The sequence below is a fragment of the Planktotalea arctica genome (genome assembly GCF_002105285.1).
Taxonomy (GTDB): Bacteria; Pseudomonadota; Alphaproteobacteria; order Rhodobacterales; family Rhodobacteraceae; genus Planktotalea; species Planktotalea arctica.
The window spans coordinates 147,052-167,377 of record NZ_MUHR01000011.1 but is presented as its reverse complement, the minus strand read 5'-3'; the positions used below and the strand labels follow the sequence as shown (position 1 = coordinate 167,377).

Annotated in this window: 17 protein-coding genes and 1 tRNA gene; 10 read left to right on the top strand and 8 right to left on the bottom strand. The window is 57.7% G+C overall.

Annotated elements, in window-relative coordinates:
* Positions 1-323: 323 nt before the first annotated feature.
* Positions 324-1,451, bottom strand: coding sequence for a TIGR03032 family protein (locus tag B9P63_RS11455; RefSeq protein WP_085308848.1), 1,128 nt, complete (start codon positions 1,449-1,451; stop codon positions 324-326).
* A 588-nt stretch (positions 1,452-2,039) separates the two neighbouring features.
* Here B9P63_RS11455 and B9P63_RS11450 point away from each other — a divergent pair.
* Positions 2,040-6,428, top strand: a complete 4,389-nt coding sequence (locus tag B9P63_RS11450; protein WP_176219148.1) for an autotransporter outer membrane beta-barrel domain-containing protein — start codon at positions 2,040-2,042, stop codon at positions 6,426-6,428.
* Positions 6,429-6,734: 306 nt separating this feature from the next.
* Here the strand turns inward: B9P63_RS11450 and B9P63_RS11445 are convergent.
* Positions 6,735-6,811: transfer RNA gene (locus B9P63_RS11445), tRNA-Ile, on the bottom strand.
* Between the two features lie 110 nt (positions 6,812-6,921).
* Here B9P63_RS11445 and purM point away from each other — a divergent pair.
* The 3 genes from purM (at position 6,922) to rnd (ending at position 9,793) form a co-directional block, all read left to right on the top strand.
* The gene (purM, locus tag B9P63_RS11440) at positions 6,922-7,974 is read left to right on the top strand and encodes a phosphoribosylformylglycinamidine cyclo-ligase (RefSeq protein WP_085308844.1); all 1,053 of its coding nucleotides are present in this window, start codon (positions 6,922-6,924) and stop codon (positions 7,972-7,974) included.
* Positions 7,971-8,567: a phosphoribosylglycinamide formyltransferase gene (gene purN / locus B9P63_RS11435; protein WP_095533034.1), complete on the top strand. Its 597-nt coding sequence runs from the start codon at positions 7,971-7,973 to the stop codon at positions 8,565-8,567. The genes purM and purN overlap by 4 nt, the downstream gene beginning before the upstream one ends.
* 68 nt (positions 8,568-8,635) lie before the next feature.
* Positions 8,636-9,793, top strand: a complete 1,158-nt coding sequence (gene rnd, locus B9P63_RS11430) for a ribonuclease D (RefSeq protein ID WP_085308843.1) — start codon at positions 8,636-8,638, stop codon at positions 9,791-9,793.
* A gap of 20 nt (positions 9,794-9,813) precedes the next feature.
* Here rnd and B9P63_RS11425 read toward each other — a convergent pair whose 3' ends face one another.
* Positions 9,814-10,323, bottom strand: coding sequence for a hypothetical protein (locus B9P63_RS11425; protein WP_085308841.1), 510 nt, complete (start codon positions 10,321-10,323; stop codon positions 9,814-9,816).
* 127 nt (positions 10,324-10,450) lie between these two features.
* Between B9P63_RS11425 and B9P63_RS11420 the strand changes: the two genes are divergently transcribed.
* A complete protein-coding gene (locus B9P63_RS11420; protein ID WP_085308839.1) occupies positions 10,451-10,861 on the top strand; it encodes a SufE family protein in 411 nt (136 codons plus the stop codon).
* A 107-nt stretch (positions 10,862-10,968) separates the two neighbouring features.
* On the opposite strand, the gene hpt is transcribed toward B9P63_RS11420, so the two are convergent.
* A complete protein-coding gene (gene hpt, locus B9P63_RS11415; protein ID WP_085308837.1) occupies positions 10,969-11,508 on the bottom strand; it encodes a hypoxanthine phosphoribosyltransferase in 540 nt (179 codons plus the stop codon).
* Positions 11,509-11,579: 71 nt separating this feature from the next.
* Between hpt and B9P63_RS11410 the strand changes: the two genes are divergently transcribed.
* Both B9P63_RS11410 and B9P63_RS11405 read left to right on the top strand, forming a co-directional pair.
* Positions 11,580-12,035: a type II toxin-antitoxin system RatA family toxin gene (locus B9P63_RS11410; RefSeq protein WP_085309234.1), complete on the top strand. Its 456-nt coding sequence runs from the start codon at positions 11,580-11,582 to the stop codon at positions 12,033-12,035.
* A 63-nt stretch (positions 12,036-12,098) separates the two neighbouring features.
* Positions 12,099-13,109 carry an alkane 1-monooxygenase gene (locus B9P63_RS11405; RefSeq protein ID WP_085308835.1) on the top strand — a complete coding sequence of 337 codons (1,011 nt, stop codon included), beginning with the start codon at positions 12,099-12,101 and terminating at the stop codon, positions 13,107-13,109.
* Positions 13,110-13,166: 57 nt separating this feature from the next.
* Here B9P63_RS11405 and B9P63_RS11400 read toward each other — a convergent pair whose 3' ends face one another.
* The 4 genes from B9P63_RS11400 to B9P63_RS11385 form a co-directional block, all read right to left on the bottom strand.
* The gene (locus tag B9P63_RS11400) at positions 13,167-14,345 is read right to left on the bottom strand and encodes an ammonium transporter (RefSeq protein ID WP_085308833.1); all 1,179 of its coding nucleotides are present in this window, start codon (positions 14,343-14,345) and stop codon (positions 13,167-13,169) included.
* 144 nt (positions 14,346-14,489) lie between these two features.
* Positions 14,490-14,966, bottom strand: coding sequence for a CinA family protein (locus tag B9P63_RS11395; protein WP_085308831.1), 477 nt, complete (start codon positions 14,964-14,966; stop codon positions 14,490-14,492).
* The gene (locus B9P63_RS11390; RefSeq protein WP_085308829.1) at positions 14,963-15,460 is read right to left on the bottom strand and encodes a phosphatidylglycerophosphatase A family protein; all 498 of its coding nucleotides are present in this window, start codon (positions 15,458-15,460) and stop codon (positions 14,963-14,965) included. The genes B9P63_RS11395 and B9P63_RS11390 overlap by 4 nt, the downstream gene beginning before the upstream one ends.
* Entirely contained in the window at positions 15,457-16,584 is a 1,128-nt protein-coding gene (locus tag B9P63_RS11385; RefSeq protein WP_085309232.1) for a bifunctional 2-C-methyl-D-erythritol 4-phosphate cytidylyltransferase/2-C-methyl-D-erythritol 2,4-cyclodiphosphate synthase, read from the bottom strand. The genes B9P63_RS11390 and B9P63_RS11385 overlap by 4 nt, the downstream gene beginning before the upstream one ends.
* A 155-nt stretch (positions 16,585-16,739) precedes the next feature.
* Between B9P63_RS11385 and dusB the strand changes: the two genes are divergently transcribed.
* From dusB to B9P63_RS11370, 3 genes are read left to right on the top strand one after another with little or no spacing between them, the layout of a single operon-like run.
* On the top strand, positions 16,740-17,735 hold the full coding sequence (dusB, locus tag B9P63_RS11380; RefSeq protein WP_085308827.1) for a tRNA dihydrouridine synthase DusB: 996 nt from the start codon (positions 16,740-16,742) through the stop codon (positions 17,733-17,735).
* Complete coding sequence (locus B9P63_RS11375; protein ID WP_085308825.1) at positions 17,732-18,817, top strand: two-component system sensor histidine kinase NtrB; 1,086 nt, start codon at positions 17,732-17,734, stop codon at positions 18,815-18,817. The genes dusB and B9P63_RS11375 overlap by 4 nt, the downstream gene beginning before the upstream one ends.
* Positions 18,817-20,184 (top strand): response regulator, encoded by a 1,368-nt coding sequence (locus tag B9P63_RS11370; RefSeq protein ID WP_085308823.1) that lies wholly within the window; start codon positions 18,817-18,819, stop codon positions 20,182-20,184. Before B9P63_RS11375 ends, B9P63_RS11370 begins: the two co-directional genes overlap by 1 nt.
* The last annotated feature ends 142 nt before the right edge of the window (positions 20,185-20,326 follow it).

The window sequence follows — 20,326 nt, the reverse complement described above, 5'->3', positions numbered from 1 at the left end:
TGTGGTCTTTGAAATCGTTGCGATAATTTGGCAAGTGATGATCTATTTTCGCAGATATGTCTCGCGACAAAAAGAAAAGCCGGTGAGGGAGAGGGCTCTAGGTTCAACGGCCATTTCGCAAAGTGTTCTTCTGCATTTGCTCATGCAGTCAACCGGGCTCCGACAAGGCAGGTGCTGGCCAGTGCGGCTTGGCATTGATTTGGGCGGCGAATGTCAAAGCGGTAAGATCCGCCGTTCATAAAGTGGCGATTGAGCAATTCGAGGCTCGTGCGCGCCGGAGCTTGTGCCCTATGTTTGGCAAACTTGCGGCCAGTAAATCACCTTTATTTTGCGTGTGTGATCAGGTTGATAATCTCGGGCGATTCCGGTGCGATCGCCATGGGGCAGGTTTTCTCTGGGAGCACTTCAAGATCATAAAGTTCTGCCACTGCCCCATCAATGCGAAGCCAGTCAACGCAAGTGCCTGTGTCCAGATCGATGATCTGTAAACCACACCATGGCTCGCTATCTGTTGCTTGCAATTTTGCATCCAGCTCAAGCCCTTCAAAGCGCTGATAGCGAGGCTTGGAAAGTCCAACGATGGCCAAATTGCCGTGGAAACTCAATCCACGCAGGAAGCCGGGGCAAAATACACGTGGTTCAAATCTGCCTTGACCTGCCGTGTTGAACGCGACCACGCCCAATTCACCAGTGCCCGAGTTCAGCACCCATAAGTCACCTTTATACATCCTAGGGGAGTGGGGCATAGAGAGGCCCTCGCAGACGACTTTGTTCTGCGCAACATCAATCACAACGCCGCCATCCGCTCTGCGGTCACGCCAGCCATCGATCGTATCAGAGCGGCTTATGGCGGTGACATATTTCGGTGCTCCATCCTCCATAGCCAAACCGTTGAGGTGGCATCTATCTTCATTCACCAGCGCTGAAATAAAATGTGGCCGCCATATTTCTTCAAAACTGTGGCGCGTCGAGGGGCGTGCCAAGCAGTTGAACCGTGTGTTCACAAAGATTGCAGAGCCATGGGTTTCCACACCGACATCATGCGCATCGAGGTTGCCGGTGACGTGAACCAACCGGGGAACAAAGCAGGTATCAAACACTTGATTGACCCGCTCTTGTGGCTCTAGCACGTTTTCGAAACGCATGATCTGATATGCGCTGCTGAGTGTTAGCGTTTGATTTCTGTCGTAGGACAGGCCCATGGGTTTACGGATCATGGTTTGGTGAATATTGACGCCGCCATCAGACTTTAGTCCGACAAAGTAAAGCTGGTTGGATTGATAGGAGGTAAAGCTCAGGCTGGCCTGCATCTTTGCCAGCCTTTGCGCGAAACCCGATGAAACAGAAAAATGCGTCTGCTCCGGGCGCGGGATGTTTTTTGCGCTGCCAGCGGCGGGGTTTACAACGATTGTATCAGCAGAGGCGGCTTGGGTTTGGTCGGGTTTGGTCATTTTGTGCTTACCTTGCGGTCTTGTGTGGCGGTCTTATGTGTGGTGCCAAGAGCCAGTTGTTTTGCGAACAAAGCAAGTGCGGCAGTGCCCAGCTTCGCATCTTTGGCGTTATATCTGCCAAATTGCTAGAGAATTTGCTATTGCAATTCAGCCTTTGATCAAAAAATTAATATTTGCGCCCTTAGTGTTAATTTGAATTTATTTCAAAAAGAAATTGGCAGTTTTCGGCAATTTATTTCTAACTTTGAATTGGTTTCTGTTAGCGGGTTGAGTCTGAAACCTGCCATTTCCAGCAAAACATGAAAGCATGTCTTGACGGTGCTCTTGCGTAAGTTTTCAGAGTAAAGATATGGAATAATGTGCTGTTTTTAAATAATAATATTATTTCCAAAGGCTGTCAGAGGATAGCCTGTTTTAGGGGATCTGCCTCCATCATTCCCTGCGCCGCGTGCTTTGCATTCGCCAGAGGTGAGGGACCAAGCCAAGCCGCTTCTGTGCCGTTTCCCTAAAACTCGAGTGAGTGCGGGTTGAGTTGAATTTAATTCAAGAATGGGCTTTCTAATTTTCCAGGTTCTCGGAGGATCCCACATGGCTTTTACCAACTTTATCGAAATGAACGAACGCCCCCGCCGTTTGGGTGCGTTACCTTCGCTAAGGTCTGTGCACGGGGAATTTCACACCCGCCTGAACGCCTGTGGTGGCCGCATGACCAAAGTGGCAGGCCGCGCAGCGAGCTATGCGCCTTCGCTTGGGCAGGTGCTTTCTGGTTTGAGTGCGTCCAGCTCGGCGATTGCGCTTGGCGCATTGCTGGTGCACGGCAGCGCGAGCGCCAGCTTTGCAGGCAGCTGCACGGCGGGGATCAACCCGGGCATATGGAGCTGTTCGGGGCCTGCCTCCGGCTCTGACGTAACGCTGTTCTTTAGCGCTCCGACGGCCGGCGCATTGCAAGTCAGCACCGAGAACGGGTTCGGGCTGAGCACGTCCACTGGAAATGGCATTACCCTCAACAATAGCGCCGGCGATACCAGCATGAGCTTTGTCGATAACTATAAATCACCGATTAGCGGTGACGTTGACGGCATTCTCGCTAGAAATTTAGGCACCGGCGCGCTTTCGATCACAACGACAGGGCAGGTTACCGGCACGAATGAAGATGGCATCTTTGCCGACAACAGCAGCACCGGCACCGTTCTGACGATTTCAGCGGCTGAAGTCACGGGGCGTGATGATGGCATTCATGCACAAAATTATGGCACCGGCGCGCTTTCGATCACAACGACAGGTCAGGTTACCGGTACGGATGAATATGGTATCGATGCCTACAACGGCAGCGCTGGCACTGATTTGACGATTTCAGCGGCTGCAGTCACGGGAGGTAAAGATGGCATTTTCGCTAGTAACTTTGGCACCGGCGCGCTTTCGATCACAACGACAGGGCAGGTTACCGGTACGAATGATGAAGGTATCGATGCCTACAACAGCAGCGCTGGCGACGCTCTGACGATATCAGCGGCTGCGGTCACGGGAGATGACGTTGGCATTGCCGCCAGTAACTATGGCAGCGGCGCGCTTTCGATCACAACGACAGGGCAGGTTACCGGCACGAATGATGAAGGTATCGATGCCTACAACAGCATCGCTGGCGGCGCTCTGACGGTTTCAGCGGCTGCGGTCATGGGCGGTGACGATGGCATTTTCGCTTATAGCCTTGGCAGCGGCGCGCTTTTGATCGTAACGACAGGTCAGGTTACTGGCACGAATGATGATGGTATTGATGCTGGAAACAGTAGCGCTGGCGACGCTCTGACGATTTCAGCGGCTGCAGTCACAGGAGCTGACGATGGCATTCAAGCTAGAAATTACGGCACTGGCGCGCTTTCGATCACAACGACAGGGCAGGTTACTGGCACGAATGATGATGGTATCGATGCCGAAAACAGTAGCGCTGCCACTGATCTGACGATTTCAGCGGCTGCGGTCGCGGGTGGTGACGATGGCATTAGGGCTAGAAATTTAGGCACCGGCGCGCTTTCGGTCACAACGACAGGGCAGGTTACCGGCGCGAATGATGATGGTATAGATGCCTACAACAGCAGCGCTGGCACCGCTCTAACGATTTCAGCGGCCGCGGTCACAGGAGATCAGTACGGCATTCAAGCTATAAATGACGGCAGCGGCGCGCTTTCGATCACAACGACAGGTCAGGTTACCGGCACGTATGAAGATGGCATCTTTGCCGACAACAGCAGCACCGGCACCGTTCTGACGATTTCAGCGGCTGAAGTCACGGGGCGTGATGATGGCATTCATGCACAAAATTATGGCACCGGCGCGCTTTCGATCACAACGACAGGTCAGGTTACCGGTACGGATGAATATGGTATCGATGCCTACAACGGCAGCGCTGGCACTGATTTGACGATTTCAGCGGCTGCAGTCACAGGAGATGACGATGGCATTCAAGCTAGAAATTACGGCACTGGCGCGCTTTCGATCACAACGAGAGGGCAGGTTACTGGCACGAATGATGATGGTATCTATGCCTACAACAGCAGCGCTGGCACTGATTTGACGATTTCAACGGCTGTGGTCATGGGGCTTGATGATGGCATTGAAGCTGACAACGACGGCACAGGCGCACTCTCGATCACGACGACGGGGCAGGTCACTGGCGATGATGACGGTATACGGGCCCGGAATAGCAGCGCTGGTACTGATCTGACGATTTCAACGGCTGCGGTCACGGGTGATGCAGATGGCATTCGTGTAAGGAACCGCGGCACAGGGGCACTCACGATTACGACGACAGGTCAAGTTACCGGAGCGAGTGCTGATGGTATCGATGCTGACAACAGCAGCGCTGGCACCGATCTGACGATTTTAGCTGCTGCTGTCGCGGCTGGTGATAACGGCATTGAAGCTGACAACGACGGCACAGGCGCACTCTCGATCACGACGACGGGGCAGGTCACTGGCGATGATGACGGTATACGGGCCCGGAATAGCAGCGCTGGTACAAACCTTACGATCTCAACCGCTGCAGTCACGGGTGGTAGCGATGGCATTTCTGCCAGGAACCGTGGAACAGGAATTACGACTATTGCGGCCGCTGGTGCAATTCGCGGCGGCACGGGCGCGGGTATCCGCACAGAGGGCGCGGCGGGGGCAACGGTGCGGGTCACGCTGGACGCTGGCAGCAGCGTGGCGGCCACGTCAGGCAGCGCGATTGTTGATACGGACGCCAACGCAAGCGTGCAGGTCAACACGGGCGCTTCGGTTGCCGGGTCCATCTCTCTTGGCGATGGCAGCGATACACTTGCCTTTGCCGGGGGTGATTTTAGCGGAGTAACGCTTTTTGATGGCGGTGACGACGCTTTGGCGGGCGATGGGTTTATCGACACGCTAAGCTTTGCAGGTAGCAGCGGCACACTGAACTCTGCTCTGGTGCGCAATTTTGAGCGGATGACGATCTCTGATGGATCGAATGTGACCCTAAGCAACAACATACTTATGTTTAATGACGGCGCGGCGGGCAACGATCTGATCATCAATCAGGGCGGTACGCTGACCCTAGCCTCCGGTGCAACGCGATTAAGCGGGTTGAGCACCGCCGGTAGGCTGTCCTTAAGCAACGGCGCTGTTGGCGATAAAGCTGTCATCGAGGGCAATCTTCAAAGCTCGGGCGGCACTGTCGCATTAGACGCCGTCCTTGGCGGTGATGGATCGGTGGCAGACACACTCAACGTTACGGGTGATGCGAGCGGAACAACAATGATTGCGATCCAAAACGTTGGCGGCACGGGTGCCCAAACCAAAGACGGTATCGAAGTGGTTCAAATCGCAGGCGCGGTTAGCGGAACGTTCCAGCTTGATAGCACGGCCATTAACCCGTCAGGTGAGAAGGTTATCACCGTTGGCGGCTATGACTACATGCTTAAGCAACAAAGCGGTGGTGCTTTCGCCCTTCAATCCGAAGTGAGCCGAATGGCGGTGTCAGGCGCACCCGCATTTGAAGCGTTGGGCGGACATCTTTTGTCCCTTGCAACGCTGGATACCGCCTTTGGACGGCTTGCGACGCGGCAATCTGGCTCTGCTCCAACTGCTGTAACACGCAATAGCTTTTCATTCACAGCAGCGCTGGAAGACTCCGTGGACAAACGAGAGATCTGGTTCGATTTTACCGGAGCGCAAACAACAAGCTCACGTGTGAATTCGGCAGCGGGTATCAGGGAAACAAAAGCTGATACTAAAAAGCTCGCGTTCGGAAGAGACTTTGCAATAGCGCAAACAGGGGCGGGAACATTCTATGGCGGTGTAAATGCCTTTTTTGGACATTCTGACGCGCAGGTTGTCTCATCGAGCGGCCTTAATCAAATCGCCACATCTTTTAAGGGCATCGGCGCGTCGGCGACATTTGCGTCCGGCAATGGCCTATATGTCGATGGGCAGCTGCAATACACTCAAACTGCAAGTGATATTACCCATAGCGGCGCAGGCCAGCTGGCAGGTGATATCACTGGTCACACTTGGTCCGCCGCTCTTGAGGTCGCTCGATCATTCGAGCTGCAATCAGACTTCATCCTCACGCCAAGCGTTCAGCTCGGTTATCAAAAGCTGACCTTGCCGGGCATTACCGGGCCCTCGAACAATGCGATATCCTTTGATGAGAACGAGAGCAAATGGGCGCACGTAGGGGCGCGGCTTGAAAAGACATTTGCAACGGCCGGATATAGCGGATCTGTTTTTGGAACGCTTGGTCTGACGCAAATGTTCGATACCAAGTCCTCCACTACGATTGCCGGAACTACGTTCAGCGGTGAGTCGGGAGACAAAAACGTCGTTCTTGGCCTCGGCGGCTCCATCCGTTGGAGCGCGCGCGCTTCAGCGCATGCCTCCATTTCCTACGCGAGCGGAGTTGGCAGTTTTGCGTCTTACAATAGTGTGAAAGCAACAATTGGCGTTCAAATGGAGTTCTAGGCAGGCAAAGCTCCCCGCAACAGGTGCGAGCGGCCCTGCGATCCATCCCGCCTTGGCGGGAGCGCTGGCGACAAGGCTGGAGTTCCGAGGCCAATGGGCTATGCCATGAAATCATGGCGGTCAGCGTGTGCGCCGCGCTGGCTATGGCTCAAAAATACTGTGAGACGATTGGGCTACGGGACATAGCTTAGTCAGCGTTTTCACGACTAGGCGGCACAAAAGCGAATCAAAACTAGACGAGCCAATCTGAAAGGTTCGTCGGAAATCCGCCTAAGATCCTGTAATGAAGTGATCATAAATGATGTTTGGTAGGCCCGGCAGGACTTGAACCTGCAACCAACGCGTTATGAGCACGCTGCTCTAACCAATTGAGCTACAGGCCCTACCTTGCGCCTTTGATTAGCATAAGGCGCATCCGCGTCAAGCAGGCAGATTGCACAGATGCGCGCTATAAGGTAACCGCAGCGCAAAGCGAATAGGGCTGGAGACTTTCATGAGCGATCAAAGCGGCAAGAGCGGCATCACATATGCGGATGCAGGGGTTGATATCGATGCGGGCAATGCGTTGGTCGAGCGGATCAAACCCGCGGCCAAGCGCACGAACCGCTCTGGCGTGATGTCCGGCCTCGGCGGTTTTGGTGCGCTTTTTGATTTGAAAGCCGCAGGATATAGCGATCCGATCCTTGTCGGCGCGACCGACGGCGTGGGCACCAAGCTGCGCATCGCCATCGACACCGGCCTTGTGGACGGCGTCGGCATCGATCTGGTGGCCATGTGCGTCAACGACCTGGTATGCCAAGGTGCGGAGCCATTGTTTTTCCTTGATTATTTCGCAACGGGCGAGCTCGATACCGATGTGGCGGCGCGCATCATCGAGGGCATTGCAGAGGGCTGCGTACGTTCAAATTGCGCGCTGATCGGCGGCGAAACGGCTGAAATGCCGGGAATGTACCCAAAGGGCGATTTCGACCTTGCAGGCTTTTCCGTCGGTGCGATGGAGCGTGGCAGCGAACTCCCCAGCGATGTGCGCTCCGGCGACGTTTTGCTTGGCCTCGCGTCGGACGGGGTGCATTCAAACGGCTACTCTCTGGTGCGCAAACTGGTCGAAATGTCTGGCCTTGGCTGGGACGATGCCAGCCCGTTCAGCGAGGGCAGTCTTGGCGCGGCCCTACTGACGCCAACGCGGCTTTATGTGAAGCAAGCGCTCACGGCGATCAGGGCAGGGGGGGTACATGCGCTGGCTCATATTACAGGCGGTGGCCTCACCGAGAATATCCCCCGGGTATTGCCGGCGGGCTGCGGCATCGAAATTGACCTGAACGCGTGGGACTTACCCCCTGTTTTCAAGTGGATGGCCGAAACTGGCAATATTACGGACGCAGAAATGCTCAAGACGTTCAACTGCGGTATGGGCATGGTTCTAAGCGTCGATGCTGCGTGCGCCGAGGCGCTGATCTCGCTGCTTGAAGGGCAGGGCGAAACCGTTGCCCGCCTTGGGCATGTCACAGACACAGGCGAGGTGCGATACACGGGCGCGCTGCTTTGACACTGCGCGCCGCGATCCTGATTTCCGGTGGCGGCTCCAATATGCTCAAGCTGCTGGAGAGCATGGACGCGGATCATCCCGCCAGCCCGTGCCTCGTTCTGACCAATCGCGCCGATGCTGGCGGACTGGCCAAGGCTGCGGCGCTTGGCGTGCCCACGGCTGTGGTGGATCACCGGCCCTACGGCAGTGATCGCGTCGCGTTTGAAGCGGCATTGATCACCAAGCTGGAGACGGCCGGGGCCGACATCATTTGCCTTGCGGGCTTCATGCGCGTGCTTACCCCGCATTTCATCGACCGTTTCGAGGGACGGATGCTTAATATTCACCCCTCGCTTTTGCCCAAATACAAAGGCCTGCACACCCATGCGCGCGCGCTTGAGGCAGGCGATGCTGAGGCCGGATGCACAGTGCACGGCGTGACCGCAAAGCTCGACGATGGCCCTATCCTCGCGCAGGCGCGCGTGCCTGTTCTTGAGGGCGACACGCCAGGATCGCTGGCCGCGCGCGTGTTGGCTGCGGAACACCGCATTTACCCCGATGCCTTGCGCGCCTTCGCGGGAAATTTTCAAACCTCGCGTCAGAGCCTGTCATGAAGGCCTTTATTTTATTGAATAAATCGCGTAACCCACGCCTCTAAGCACAGCCCAAAGAGCCATCGCACATGCAAATCATCACCACGACTGACGCCCTTGCCGCCTATTGCAGCGAAGCGCGAAAACATCCCTATGTCACTGTTGATACAGAGTTTTTACGCGAACGCACCTATTACGCCAAGCTCTGCCTCGTGCAGCTTGCGATGCCGGGCAAGGACGACAGTAACGGCTGCCTTGTTGATCCGTTGGCCCCGGGCATTTCGCTCGATCCGCTCTATGATCTGTTTCGCGACACTTCCGTAGTCAAGGTGTTTCACGCCGCACGGCAGGACATCGAAATTTTTCAGGTGGATGCAGGCGTCATTCCCGCGCCGCTCTTTGACACGCAAGTCGCCTCCATGGTCTGCGGCTTTGGCGAGCAAGTGGGCTATGAGACACTGGTGCGCAAGATCGCCAAGCACGAGCTTGATAAATCTTCGCGCTTCACCGATTGGTCGCGCCGTCCCTTGAGCGATGCGCAATCCACATATGCGTTGGCCGATGTTACGCATCTGCGTCAAGTCTATGAATTTCTTGCCAAAAAGCTGAAAGATGCCGGACGCTCGCATTGGGTCGATGAGGAAATGCAAATTCTCACCGATCCCGAAACCTACATTACGCGTCCTGAAAACGCCTGGATGCGGGTGAAAACGCGCAACACCGGCCCGCGTTTTCTGGCCATCGTTCGTGAATTGGCGCGGTTTCGCGAGAATTATGCGCAAACCAAGGACGTGCCGCGCAGCCGCGTCTACAAAGACGATGCCCTTGGTGAATTGGCCGCGACCAAGCCCAAGGACCATGCGGAACTCGGCCGCTCGCGTCTGCTTTTGCGCGATGCACGGCGCGGTGATATCGCCGAGGGCATTCTCGCAGCGGTCAAAACCGGTATGAACTGCCCCGAAAGCGATCTGCCCCGCGTCGATCGATCGCGCGAGAAACTTCAGGTCAATCCGGCGCTCGCTGATTTGCTGCGTGTTTTGCTGAAGACCAAGACCGCCTCTGTGGGCGTGGCGTCCAAACTGGTCGCGCCGGCCTCTGATCTGGATGCGATCGCCGCGGGCGAGCGTGATGTCAGCGCGCTACAAGGCTGGCGTTTTGAAGTCTTTGGCGAAGACGCACTCAAGCTCTGCGATGGCAAGATCGCGCTGGCGGCCAATGGCAACGATGTGATGTTGGTGCCGGTTTAAGCGCAAAGGCGCGGCGCGCTCTAGCGTCGCCGCGTGCTCTGCTGGTTGCGTGCGCCTCTGACGGTGACGGTTTTGACGCCTGCAAGATCCTGATCGCTGACGAATCGTGCGACGCTGATTTCGCGCGCAGCTTTCCCGCCGACCCCGACACTCGTTGCCGGGCGCACCGCTTTAAGCGTATAGGCGAGCACGCCGTTCACTGCGCCCTCTTCATTGTCAGGCTCGAGGCGCGCGTCATAATAACCGATTACATCGCCGACTCCGATCACATGGATCAATGCGCCGCCCGGGCGCCGTTCCAGTCGTAGCTCGGAAATCTGGTCTATTGCTTGCCCTTGATAGATTGCAGCGGGCCGCCGCGACAGACCGCGCGAGGGAATAAGCGCGTTTCCCGCATACTCGGGATCGATCACTTCCGAGCGCGCATTGCCGAACCAGTTCATCGGATTGACCACGGAATTCGCCAAACCGCCGCCGCAGCCTGCAAGGGCCAATGCGCTGCATATCAAAAGGGGGCGTGTGAGTGACATATCTGGGCCTCGTCTTTGCTCGCTTTTGATTTATCCCATCCGGGCGGCGTTGAAAAGCGCCAAGGCGCACTGGACGTTTGCCGTGTGTCCACCTACCTCATAGAGACGAAAAGCAGGAGTATTCCAAATGGCCAATGCCGCATTTGAAGAGATCGTCGAAGACTTCGAATTCCTCGAGGACTGGGAAGAGCGCTATCGCCACGTGATCGAGCAGGGCAAAGCGATGCCGCCGCTCGAGAATGCGCTGAAAGTGCCTGCAACCAAAGTCGATGGCTGTGCCAGTCAGGTCTGGTTGCATCCGAAAATCGAAGGCGGCGTCTTCCGCTTTGACGGCGAAAGCGATGCGATGATCGTCAACGGCCTCATTGCTGTGCTGCGCATGCTTTATAACAATATGCCCGTCGGCGAAATCAATGGGATCGACGCAAGGGGTGAACTTGGCCGCCTTGGCCTTAACGATCACCTCTCCGCGCAGCGCTCCAACGGGCTTGCCGCCATGATCCAGCGGATTCGCGAAACCGCTGCTGCTGCGCAATAGGATTTATCCTTCTCTGGTCCCGAAATACCTCGGGGGAGTCCATCCATGATGGACGGGGGCAGCGCCCCCACCCGGTCCGATCGCCAAAGCGATCGTATTTAGGCACCTTAATCGATAAACCGGACCGTGCCGATATAGGGCAGGTTGCGATTACGCTGCGCAAAATCGATGCCGTAACCGACGACAAATTCATCGGGAATTTCAAAGCCTGTCCAATCGGCCTTGAAATCCACTTCGCGCCGCGAGGGTTTGTCCAAAAGCGCGATGCTTTTCAGCCGCGCGGGATTGCGTGATTTCAACAGATTGGTGACGTGGTTAAGCGTGTGCCCCGTGTCGACGATATCTTCCACGACCAGCACGTCGCGTGCTTCAATTGCGCCGCGCAAGTCTTTGAGAATACGAACTTCTCGCGAACTCTCCATACCGTCCCCGTAAGAGGAGGCTTCGAGGAAGTCCACCTCCACAGGCAGGTCCAACTCGCGCACCAGATCTGCGATAAACACGAACGAGCCGCGCAACAGGCCGACGACAACCAGCTTGTCGGTACCCTCGAATTCATTGTGAATTTCCGTGCATAACTCTTCGATTCGCGCCGCGATGGACTTGGCTGAGATCATTTGATCGATGACATATGGCCGCTCTGACATAGCTTCCCCTTGAATTTCCCGCCCATGCGTAAGACATGCAGCGCATCCGAGATAACGGGAAATGCCCGCCCATGCCAACCCATTCTGAAAACCGCCACATGCCCTACAGCGCGCAGCAGATGTATGATCTGGTTGCCGATGTTGCATCCTACCCCGAATTTTTGCCGTGGTGCGCAGCTGCGCGCATCCGCTCGCGCGAAGGGGATAGCGCGCGCGAGGTGATGTTGGCCGATTTGGTGATCAGTTTCAAAGTGTTCCGCGAACGCTTTGGCAGCCGCGTCATTTTGTTCGCGCAGGATAAGAAAATCGACACGGAATATCTCGATGGGCCGTTCAAATACATGAAATCCAACTGGGCTTTCGCCGATGCGCAAGGCGGCGGCTGTGATGTGCAGTTCTTCGTGGATTTCGAGTTCAAGAACGCGATTCTGCAACGCCTGATCGGTCTGGTCTTCAACGAGGCAATGCAGCGCATCGTACGCGCCTTCGAGAGCCGCGCTGAGGCGCTATATGGGCCAAGTGTGTAAGTTGCCCTGAATTGGTCAAACTGCCAAGGTAGCAGTGCTGCGCGACAGTATAGAGGCCGTTTCATGTTCAAATTCATTGCTGCCACCTTTGGCATCGTCTTTTTGCTTCTCGCGGGCGCACTTTTTGGTGGCGCTTGGGTCTGGGCCGCGCTGATTTACATTACGCTTTTCGCCTATGGCATTGACCGCCTCACCCCCGAAGCGCTGGGGAACAGCGATCCAGAGGCGGAATTTCCCAGCTCGAACGCCTTGAACGTCACACTCGCATTTGCGCATTTCATCGTCTTGGGAACCGTTCTTTTCGCACTCACCCAAAGCATGCTGCCCGTCTCGCAAAAACTCGCGCTTTTTCTTGCCACTGCGCTCTTTGTGGGCCAGATCGGCCATCCCAACGCGCATGAGCTGATCCACCGCCCCCAGCGCGCGCTGCGCCGCCTTGGCAGGGCGGTCTATATGTCGATCCTGATGGGGCATCACGCCTCTGCGCATCCGCTGGTGCATCATGTGCATGTGGGCACGGCCGAGGACCCTGTTTCGGCACCCAAAGGGCGTGGGTTCTGGCGTTTTTTCGGACGTGCCTGGATCGGATCGTATCGCAAGGGCTATGCCGCCGAAGCCAAGCGGCTGAAGCCGGGCGCGCAGCATCCTTATTTGTCTTATAACCTTGGCGCAGCCGCGACGCTGCTTGCCGGCTTTGCCATTGGCGGCGCGGTGGGCGTGGTTTTGATCGCGCTTCTGGGGCTTTATGCGCAGTTGCAAATCTTCCTGAGCGATTATGTGCAGCACTATGGCCTGCGCCGTAAAATGTTGGAAAATGGCAAACCCGAGCCGGTTGGTCCGCAACATAGCTGGAACACGCCGCATCGCTTTTCCGGCGCGATGATGCTCAATGCGCCGCGCCACTCGGATCATCACACGCACCCCGCGCGCGCATACCCGGCGCTACAACTGGTTGCGGCGCAGATGCCCATGCTCCCCTACAGCTTGCCGATGATGGCGGTGATCGCGCTGATCCCGCCGCTCTGGCGGCGCGTGATGGACCCGCGCTTGGCCGAGTGGGAAAACCAAACCTAGCGCATAAAAAAGGCGGACGTGTGAGCGCCCGCCTATAGGTTGCAAAATGTTGAGCGTTTACGAGGACATATCGTAAGCGCGCTCGCCGTGGACCGCCAGATCAAGACCATTGGTCTCGGTCTCGAGATCAACGCGCAGCGGCGTGATCGCCTTGACGATATAGATCAACGCGATGGTGACGATCGTGGTGTAAACGCCAACGATCAACAGACCGCCCAGTTGCGCCGCCCATGTGCCCGCCCCGAAAACCGCGATCATGATCGTGCCGAAGATACCGCCGACGCCGTGCACGGCGAAAACATCCAAGGTGTCGTCGATCTTGAGGCGGTTGCGAATAAGCAGCACCGCTTCTTGACACAAGATGCCTGCGACTGCGCCGATAATCAGCGCCTCAACGGGGCCGACGAAGCCAGAGGCGGGCGTGATCGAGGCAAGTCCCGCAATCGTGCCGGTGACGATCCCCACAAGGGAGGCTTTGCCGAATTTCATCTTCTCCCACAAGGCCCAAGACAGCGAAGCCGTCGCCGCCGAAATATGCGTGACTGTAATCGCCATCGCCGCGCCGCCATCGGCGGCGAGCTGCGAGCCACCGTTAAAGCCGAACCAGCCCACCCAGAGCATTGCTGCGCCAATCATTACAAAACCGGGGTTGTGCGGCGGTGTGCTCTGGTTCTCGCGCGGTCCAAGGAAGATAGCGATGAGCAAGGCGGCAAGGCCTGCGGTCTCATGCACCACGATGCCGCCGGCAAAATCGCGCACGCCCGTTTCGCCGAAGATACCGCCGTCCGACAGGAACCCGCCGCCCCAGATCCAATGCACCACAGGCGCATAGCATAGCAGCATCCATGCGCCCGAAAACAGCATGACAAAGCCGAAACCGACCCGCTCTACATATGCACCGACGATCAGCGCGGGGGTGATGATCGCAAAGGTCATCTGGAATGCGAAGAACAGGATTTCCGGCAAAGTGCCAGACAGGCTATCGGCGGTGACACCGTTCAGGAAGGATTTTCCAAGCCCGCCCCAAAACGGATTCGCATCGCCAAATGCGATGGAATAGCCGAAAGCGAGCCACAAAATGCTCATCAGGCAGGCAATGGCGTAGCAGTGCATGAACACGCTCAGCACATTGCGCGCACGCACGAGGCCGCCGTAAAAAAGCGCAAGGCCGGGGAGCGTCATGAATAGGACCAGCGCGGTTGCGATCATGATCCAGGCAGTATCGGCACCGTTCATCGCGGGCCTCCTTTTGATGAATTATTCTTGGAGGTCTCTGTGACGGGCGCGAAGTGCCTTAAAAAGAGGCGGCGCAGCGTAAGGATCGTGCAAATGCACAACTGCCCGCCCATTAAGCAGGTAATTCGCGGATTTGCGCAAAAATCAGGCGCTTTGGGAAAAATGCCTAAGGATCATCGACAAGCCGTGATCTCGCGCCGCCGCGCGCACCGATGCGCGGCCCAAGGCTCCGAATTCGACGGTTTCGCTGTGGGTTTTTTCTAGCGTAGCCAGTCCAAAGCAAACGCGCCCTTCTGGCTTGTGCTCTGATCCGCCGGGGCCTGCGATGCCTGTCACCGACAGGGCGATTTGCGCCTGCGAAACGCTCAAGGCCCCGATCGCCATTTCGCGCGCCACCGCTTCGCTGACGGCGCCATGCGCCTCCAGCGTCGCCTCCGACACGCCCAGCATTTCGCGCTTGGCGGCGTTGGTATAGGTAACGAAACCGCGATCGAACATCGAAGAACTGCCAGCAACATCGGTAAGCGCAGCGGCGATCATGCCGCCCGTGCAGCTTTCCGCGCAGGTGATCATGATCTTGCGTTTGCGTGCAACATCAAGGATTTGCGCGGCAAAGCTCACATCAAAACCAGATGGAACAGCGCCGCCAATGCCACAACGCAAATGGCGGCGAAAACGCCCGCGATCACGTCATCCAGCATCACCCCGAGCGCATCGTCGCGCCGGTCTGCCCAGCCCACCAGCCAGGGTTTCGTAATGTCAAATGCACGAAACAGAATAAAGGCCGCAACCCAGCCGGGCCAAAGCGCGAGCGCGCTGATATCCATCAACCAGACGCCGTAAAACAGCGGCAAAAGCGCGATCCATTGGCCGATCACCTCGTCGATGACGATTTCGGATGGATCGTGATTGTCGCGGCCCTTGGTCATCTGCTGCGTTGCCCACCACCCTTTGAGAAAGCCGATGGGGATGGCGAGCGCGAAAAGCCAGAAACCCCCGATCTGATAGATTGCAAAGCCAATGGGCAGCGCGATGAGCGAACCCCATGTGCCCGGCGCAGGCTTCATGTGGCCCACGTAGAAAACTGTGGCGATCAGACGGGCGAGGGTGTTCATGATTTCACCAATGTTGCTGTGGCCAGCGCGGCGATCCCTTCGGCGCGGCCGGTAAATCCAAGGCGCTCGCTTGTCGTCGCCTTAACGGAAACGCGCTCTGCGTCCAGCTCCAGTAATTCGGCCATTCTCGCTTTCATATCAAAGCTGTGTGGTCCGATTTTTGGGTACTCGCAGATCAATGTACAATCGACGTTGGAAATCGAAAATCCGCGCGATCGGGCACGATCGAGCGCGTCGCGCAGAAAAATATCGCTCGCTGCGCCGCGCCATTGCGGATCGGACGGGGGAAAGTGCTGACCGATGTCGCCGTCCCCGAGCGCGCCGTAAATTGCGTCCGTGACAGCGTGCATGCCCACATCCGCATCCGAATGCCCTTTAAGCGCTTTTTCGTGCGGCACGCGCACGCCGCATAGAATAACGTGATCACCCTCGCAAAAGGCGTGCACATCGAAACCGTTGCCCAGGCGAATATCCATTTGCGTCTCCAAAAGTGCCGCTGCGCGCTTGAAATCATCCGGAGTGGTGATTTTCAGATTAGCCTCATCGCCCTGCGTGATCACCACGTCAAGCCCTGCGGCGCGCGCCACTTCCACGTCATCCGCTGCTGCGCCGGTATGGGCGCGGTGCGCTGCAAGGATCGCAGGCAGCGAAAAGCCTTGAGGTGTTTGCGCGCGGTAGAGCCCGGTGCGGTCCTGCGCGCCGCTGACCTTGCCGTTTCGACCACTCCAGAGTGCGTCGGTCACGGGCAGGGCCGGTGCGGCCCCTGCGGCGCTGCGAAGCGCTTTGATGACTCTCGTGATCACAGGTGCGGGTACCGTGCAGCGCGCAACGTCGTGAATAAGCACATGGGTAAGATCGCCGCTCAGTGCCTCCAGCCCTGCGCGCACGGAAATATCCCGGCTCGCTCCACCATGAACGATGCGTACTCCTTTGATTTCCTCGGCAAAGGCTTGGTCACCGGGGTGTATCACCAGAATAACTTCGGCAATATCACCGCGGGAGGTGAAGTGCGCACAGCTCCATGCGGCAACCCGCGCGCCGTTGACTGTCTGCCATTGCTTTGGCACATCGCCGCCCGCGCGCATGCCGCGCCCTGCGGCGACGATCACTGCGCCGATTTGCATTTCGTTAGCTTTAACCGTCATGGCCCATGCTTAGCGCTGCTCTGCAAAGCGCGCAATCAAATGCGCATGCTTAAAAATTAGGCATAATGCCTGCAGTGCACGTAAATTACACAGCGCCGCATTGAGCCTGCGCCTCTGGCTTTGTATGAACCCCTATGAACTCAACCCTCCACATCGGCGCGCACACGCTCTCGCCACCCGTCCTGCTGGCGCCTTTGGCGGGCATCACGGACCTGCCGTTTCGTGATCTGGTCAGCTCGTTCGGCGCAGGTTTGGTGGTAAGCGAAATGGTCGCCTCTCAGGAAATGGTGCAGGCCAAGCCGGGCGTGCGCGAACGCGCGGAGCTGGGCTTCGGTGCGGCGCATACCTCGGTGCAAATTGCAGGCCGCGAGGCCTACTGGATGGGCGAAGCTGCGCGCATGGCGGCGGGCAATGGCGCGCGCATCATTGACATCAACATGGGCTGCCCCGCCAAGAAAGTCACCAATGGCTATTCGGGTTCTGCCTTGCTCAAAGACCTCGACCACGCGCTCGGGCTGATTGACGCGGTGGTCGCGGCGGTGGACCTGCCTGTGACGCTTAAGACGCGCCTTGGCTGGGATGATGCGCTTTTGAATGCGCCCGAGCTTGCGCTGCGCGCTGAAAACGCAGGCGTGAAGATGCTGACCATTCATGGGCGCACGCGCTGTCAATTCTATAAAGGTCGCGCTGATTGGTGCGCGATCAAGTCCGTGAAAACTGCGGTGAATATCCCCGTGATTGCCAATGGCGACATCGTCGATGGCGCCAGCGCGCGCGCGGCGCTTGCCCAAAGCGGCGCGGACGGCATCATGATCGGGCGCGGCGCGCAGGGGCGGCCCTGGCTGCTGGCGCAGATCTCGGCAGAACTGTTCGGCACGCCGATGCCGCAAATCCCGACGGGCGATGCGTTGATCGAGATGGCGCAAACCCACTATGAGGCGATGCTGCGCTTTTATGGCATCGAACTTGGCAGCCGCGTCGCGCGCAAACATCTGGGCTGGTATATGGACGGCGCGCAGACTGGAAAGCCCCTGCGCAAAGCGGTGCTGACCGAGCGCGACACGGGCCGCGTGCCTGCGCTACTCGCCCGCGCGCTGAACCCGTTGCTCAATCAGGAGGCTGCGGCATGATCCGCGATACGACCATTTGGATGTCGCTGCCCGTGGCGACGCTTTTGATTGATGCCGAAGACCGGATCGCCGATTTGAACCCCGCCGCCGAGGGGTTTTTCAACAGCTCTGCCAAGGCGTTGTTCGGATCGCCCATCTGGGACAAGCTGGCCGTGGATGTCCCGCTCGAGGACGCGCTGGCGCGCGCGCGCGCGAACTCCTCGCCGCTCTTCGTGAACGATGTGGATATCGGCACGGGCGAGCGCGCTCCGGTGCATTGCAATTTGCAAATTGCGCCTCTACTCGGTCACGCTGGGGTCATGGTTCTGATGATCTCCCCGCGCGAGTTGGCCGGGCGCATCAGCCAGAGCCAAGGGGTGAAATCGGCGGCGAAATCGGCGATCGGCATGGCGGAAATGCTGGCCCACGAGATCAAGAACCCGCTGGCGGGCATCACGGGCGCGGCACAATTGCTCTCGATGAACCTCGCGCCGCAGGATTTGGAACTCACCGACCTGATCGTGGAGGAATCGCGCCGCATCGTGAAGCTGCTCGAACAGGTGGAGCAATTTGGTAATTTGCGCCCGCCGATGCTTGGGGCGGTGAATATGCACGATGTGCTCGATCGTGCGCGCCGATCTGCGCTGCTGGGCTTTGGCGCTGAAATGAAGATCAACGAGACTTACGATCCCTCCTTGCCGCTGGCCCATGCGGACGGTGATCAATTGCTGCAAGTGGTGCTCAACCTGCTCAAGAACGCTTCGGAAGCAGCGCCTCGCGGGGGCGGTACGATCTGGCTGCGCACCTACTTCGAGCACTCGTTCCGCCTGCGCCGCGCAGGGGCTGCGGGGCGCGCATTGCCGCTGCAAATCGAAGTGATTGATGATGGCCCGGGCCTGCCGCCGGACCTTGCCAATGATGTGTTCGACCCATTCGTGTCCGGGCGCGAGAACGGCACCGGACTGGGCCTCGCGCTGGTGTCGAAAATAATCTCGGATCACGATGGCTGGATCGCAGTGGAATCCACTCCGGGGCGCACGGTGTTCCGCCTCTCGCTGCCCGTAGCGCCGCAAAGCGCACTTGTTTCAAAGGATGATGATTGATGGATGGCACGGTTCTGGTCGCGGATGACGATCGCACGATACGCACGGTTCTCACGCAGGCGCTGACGCGGGCGGGGTGCAAGGTTCATGCGACCTCCTCGCTGACGACGCTGATGCGCTGGGTGGCGGAGGGGCGCGGCGATGTGGTGATTTCCGATGTGATGATGCCCGATGGCAACGGGCTCGAGATGCTGCCGAAAATCCACGAAGATCGCCCCGGCCTGCCGGTGATTATCATCTCGGCGCAAAATACGATCATGACGGCGATCAAGGCGAATGAGGCACAGGCCTATGATTACCTGCCCAAGCCCTTCGATCTGCCTGATCTGATGAAACGCACGGCGCGCGCGCTGGCTTCTCGGGGGGCAAAGGCGTCGGTGGCGACGGATGAGCGTGCTACAAACGATGAATTGCCGCTGATCGGGCAAACTCCTGTGATGCAATCGCTGTATTCGGTTATGGCGCGGGTGATGAACACGGATATCGCGGTGTTGATCACTGGCGAATCCGGCACCGGCAAGACCGCCATTGCACGCGCGATCCATGATTTTTCCGACCGGCGCACGCTGCCTTTCGTGACCATGACCACCGCCGATCTGCAAGACATTGAAGGCCCTGCACGGGTTCTGGCGCGCGTGAAGGGTGGCACGTTACTCATTGAAGAGATTGCAGATATTGATCTAGTGGCGCAAGCGCGCCTTGTTCGCATGATGGATGCGCCGGGCGAGCATGTGCCGCGCTTCCTTGCGACGTCTTTGGTGGATCTGTCCGGCAAGCTCGACAGCGGCGCGCTGCGTCAGGATCTCTATTATCGCCTTGGCGGAGCAAGCCTGAGCGTGCCTTCGCTGCGCGAGCGGGTCGAAGACATTGCGCTGCTGGCCAGCCATTTCCTGAGCAAGGCTGAAGCAGAGGGCTTGTCGCAGCGCGTTCTCTCGGAGGAGGCGGGCAAGCTGATCCATGACTATCGCTGGCCGGGCAATGTGCGCCAGCTTGAAAACGCCATGCGCCGCCTGAGCCTGACCTCGCGCAATGATGCGATCACACGCGCTGAAGTCGAGATGGTTCTGGGCAATCAACCCGACCTCGAACCGGTGCTGACGGGGGAAATGACGACGGAAAAACTATCGGCCTCGGTCGAACGTCATTTGCGCCGGTATTTCGATTTGCACGGCGGTTCTTTGCCGCCCTCTGGTATTTATGCCCGCATTTTGCGCGAATTCGAGCAACCTTTGATAGAAATATCGCTTGAAGCAACAGCTGGAAATCAGGCTAAATGTGCTGATTTATTAGGTATTAACCGCAATACCTTGCGTAAGAAGATAACCGACCTCGATATTCGCGTGACACGGCGACGCAAATTGATGTAAAAGCGCAACATAAACGTGGCCCATTGGCATCGCCCTAGCGAATTGTCGAACCGAGAGCCACAGATTTGGCGGTGAGGCAGAAATGCCTCCTAAGATCGAGGGCAGAGCGTGAGCCAGCCTGAAACAGCTCCTGCGAGCGCCA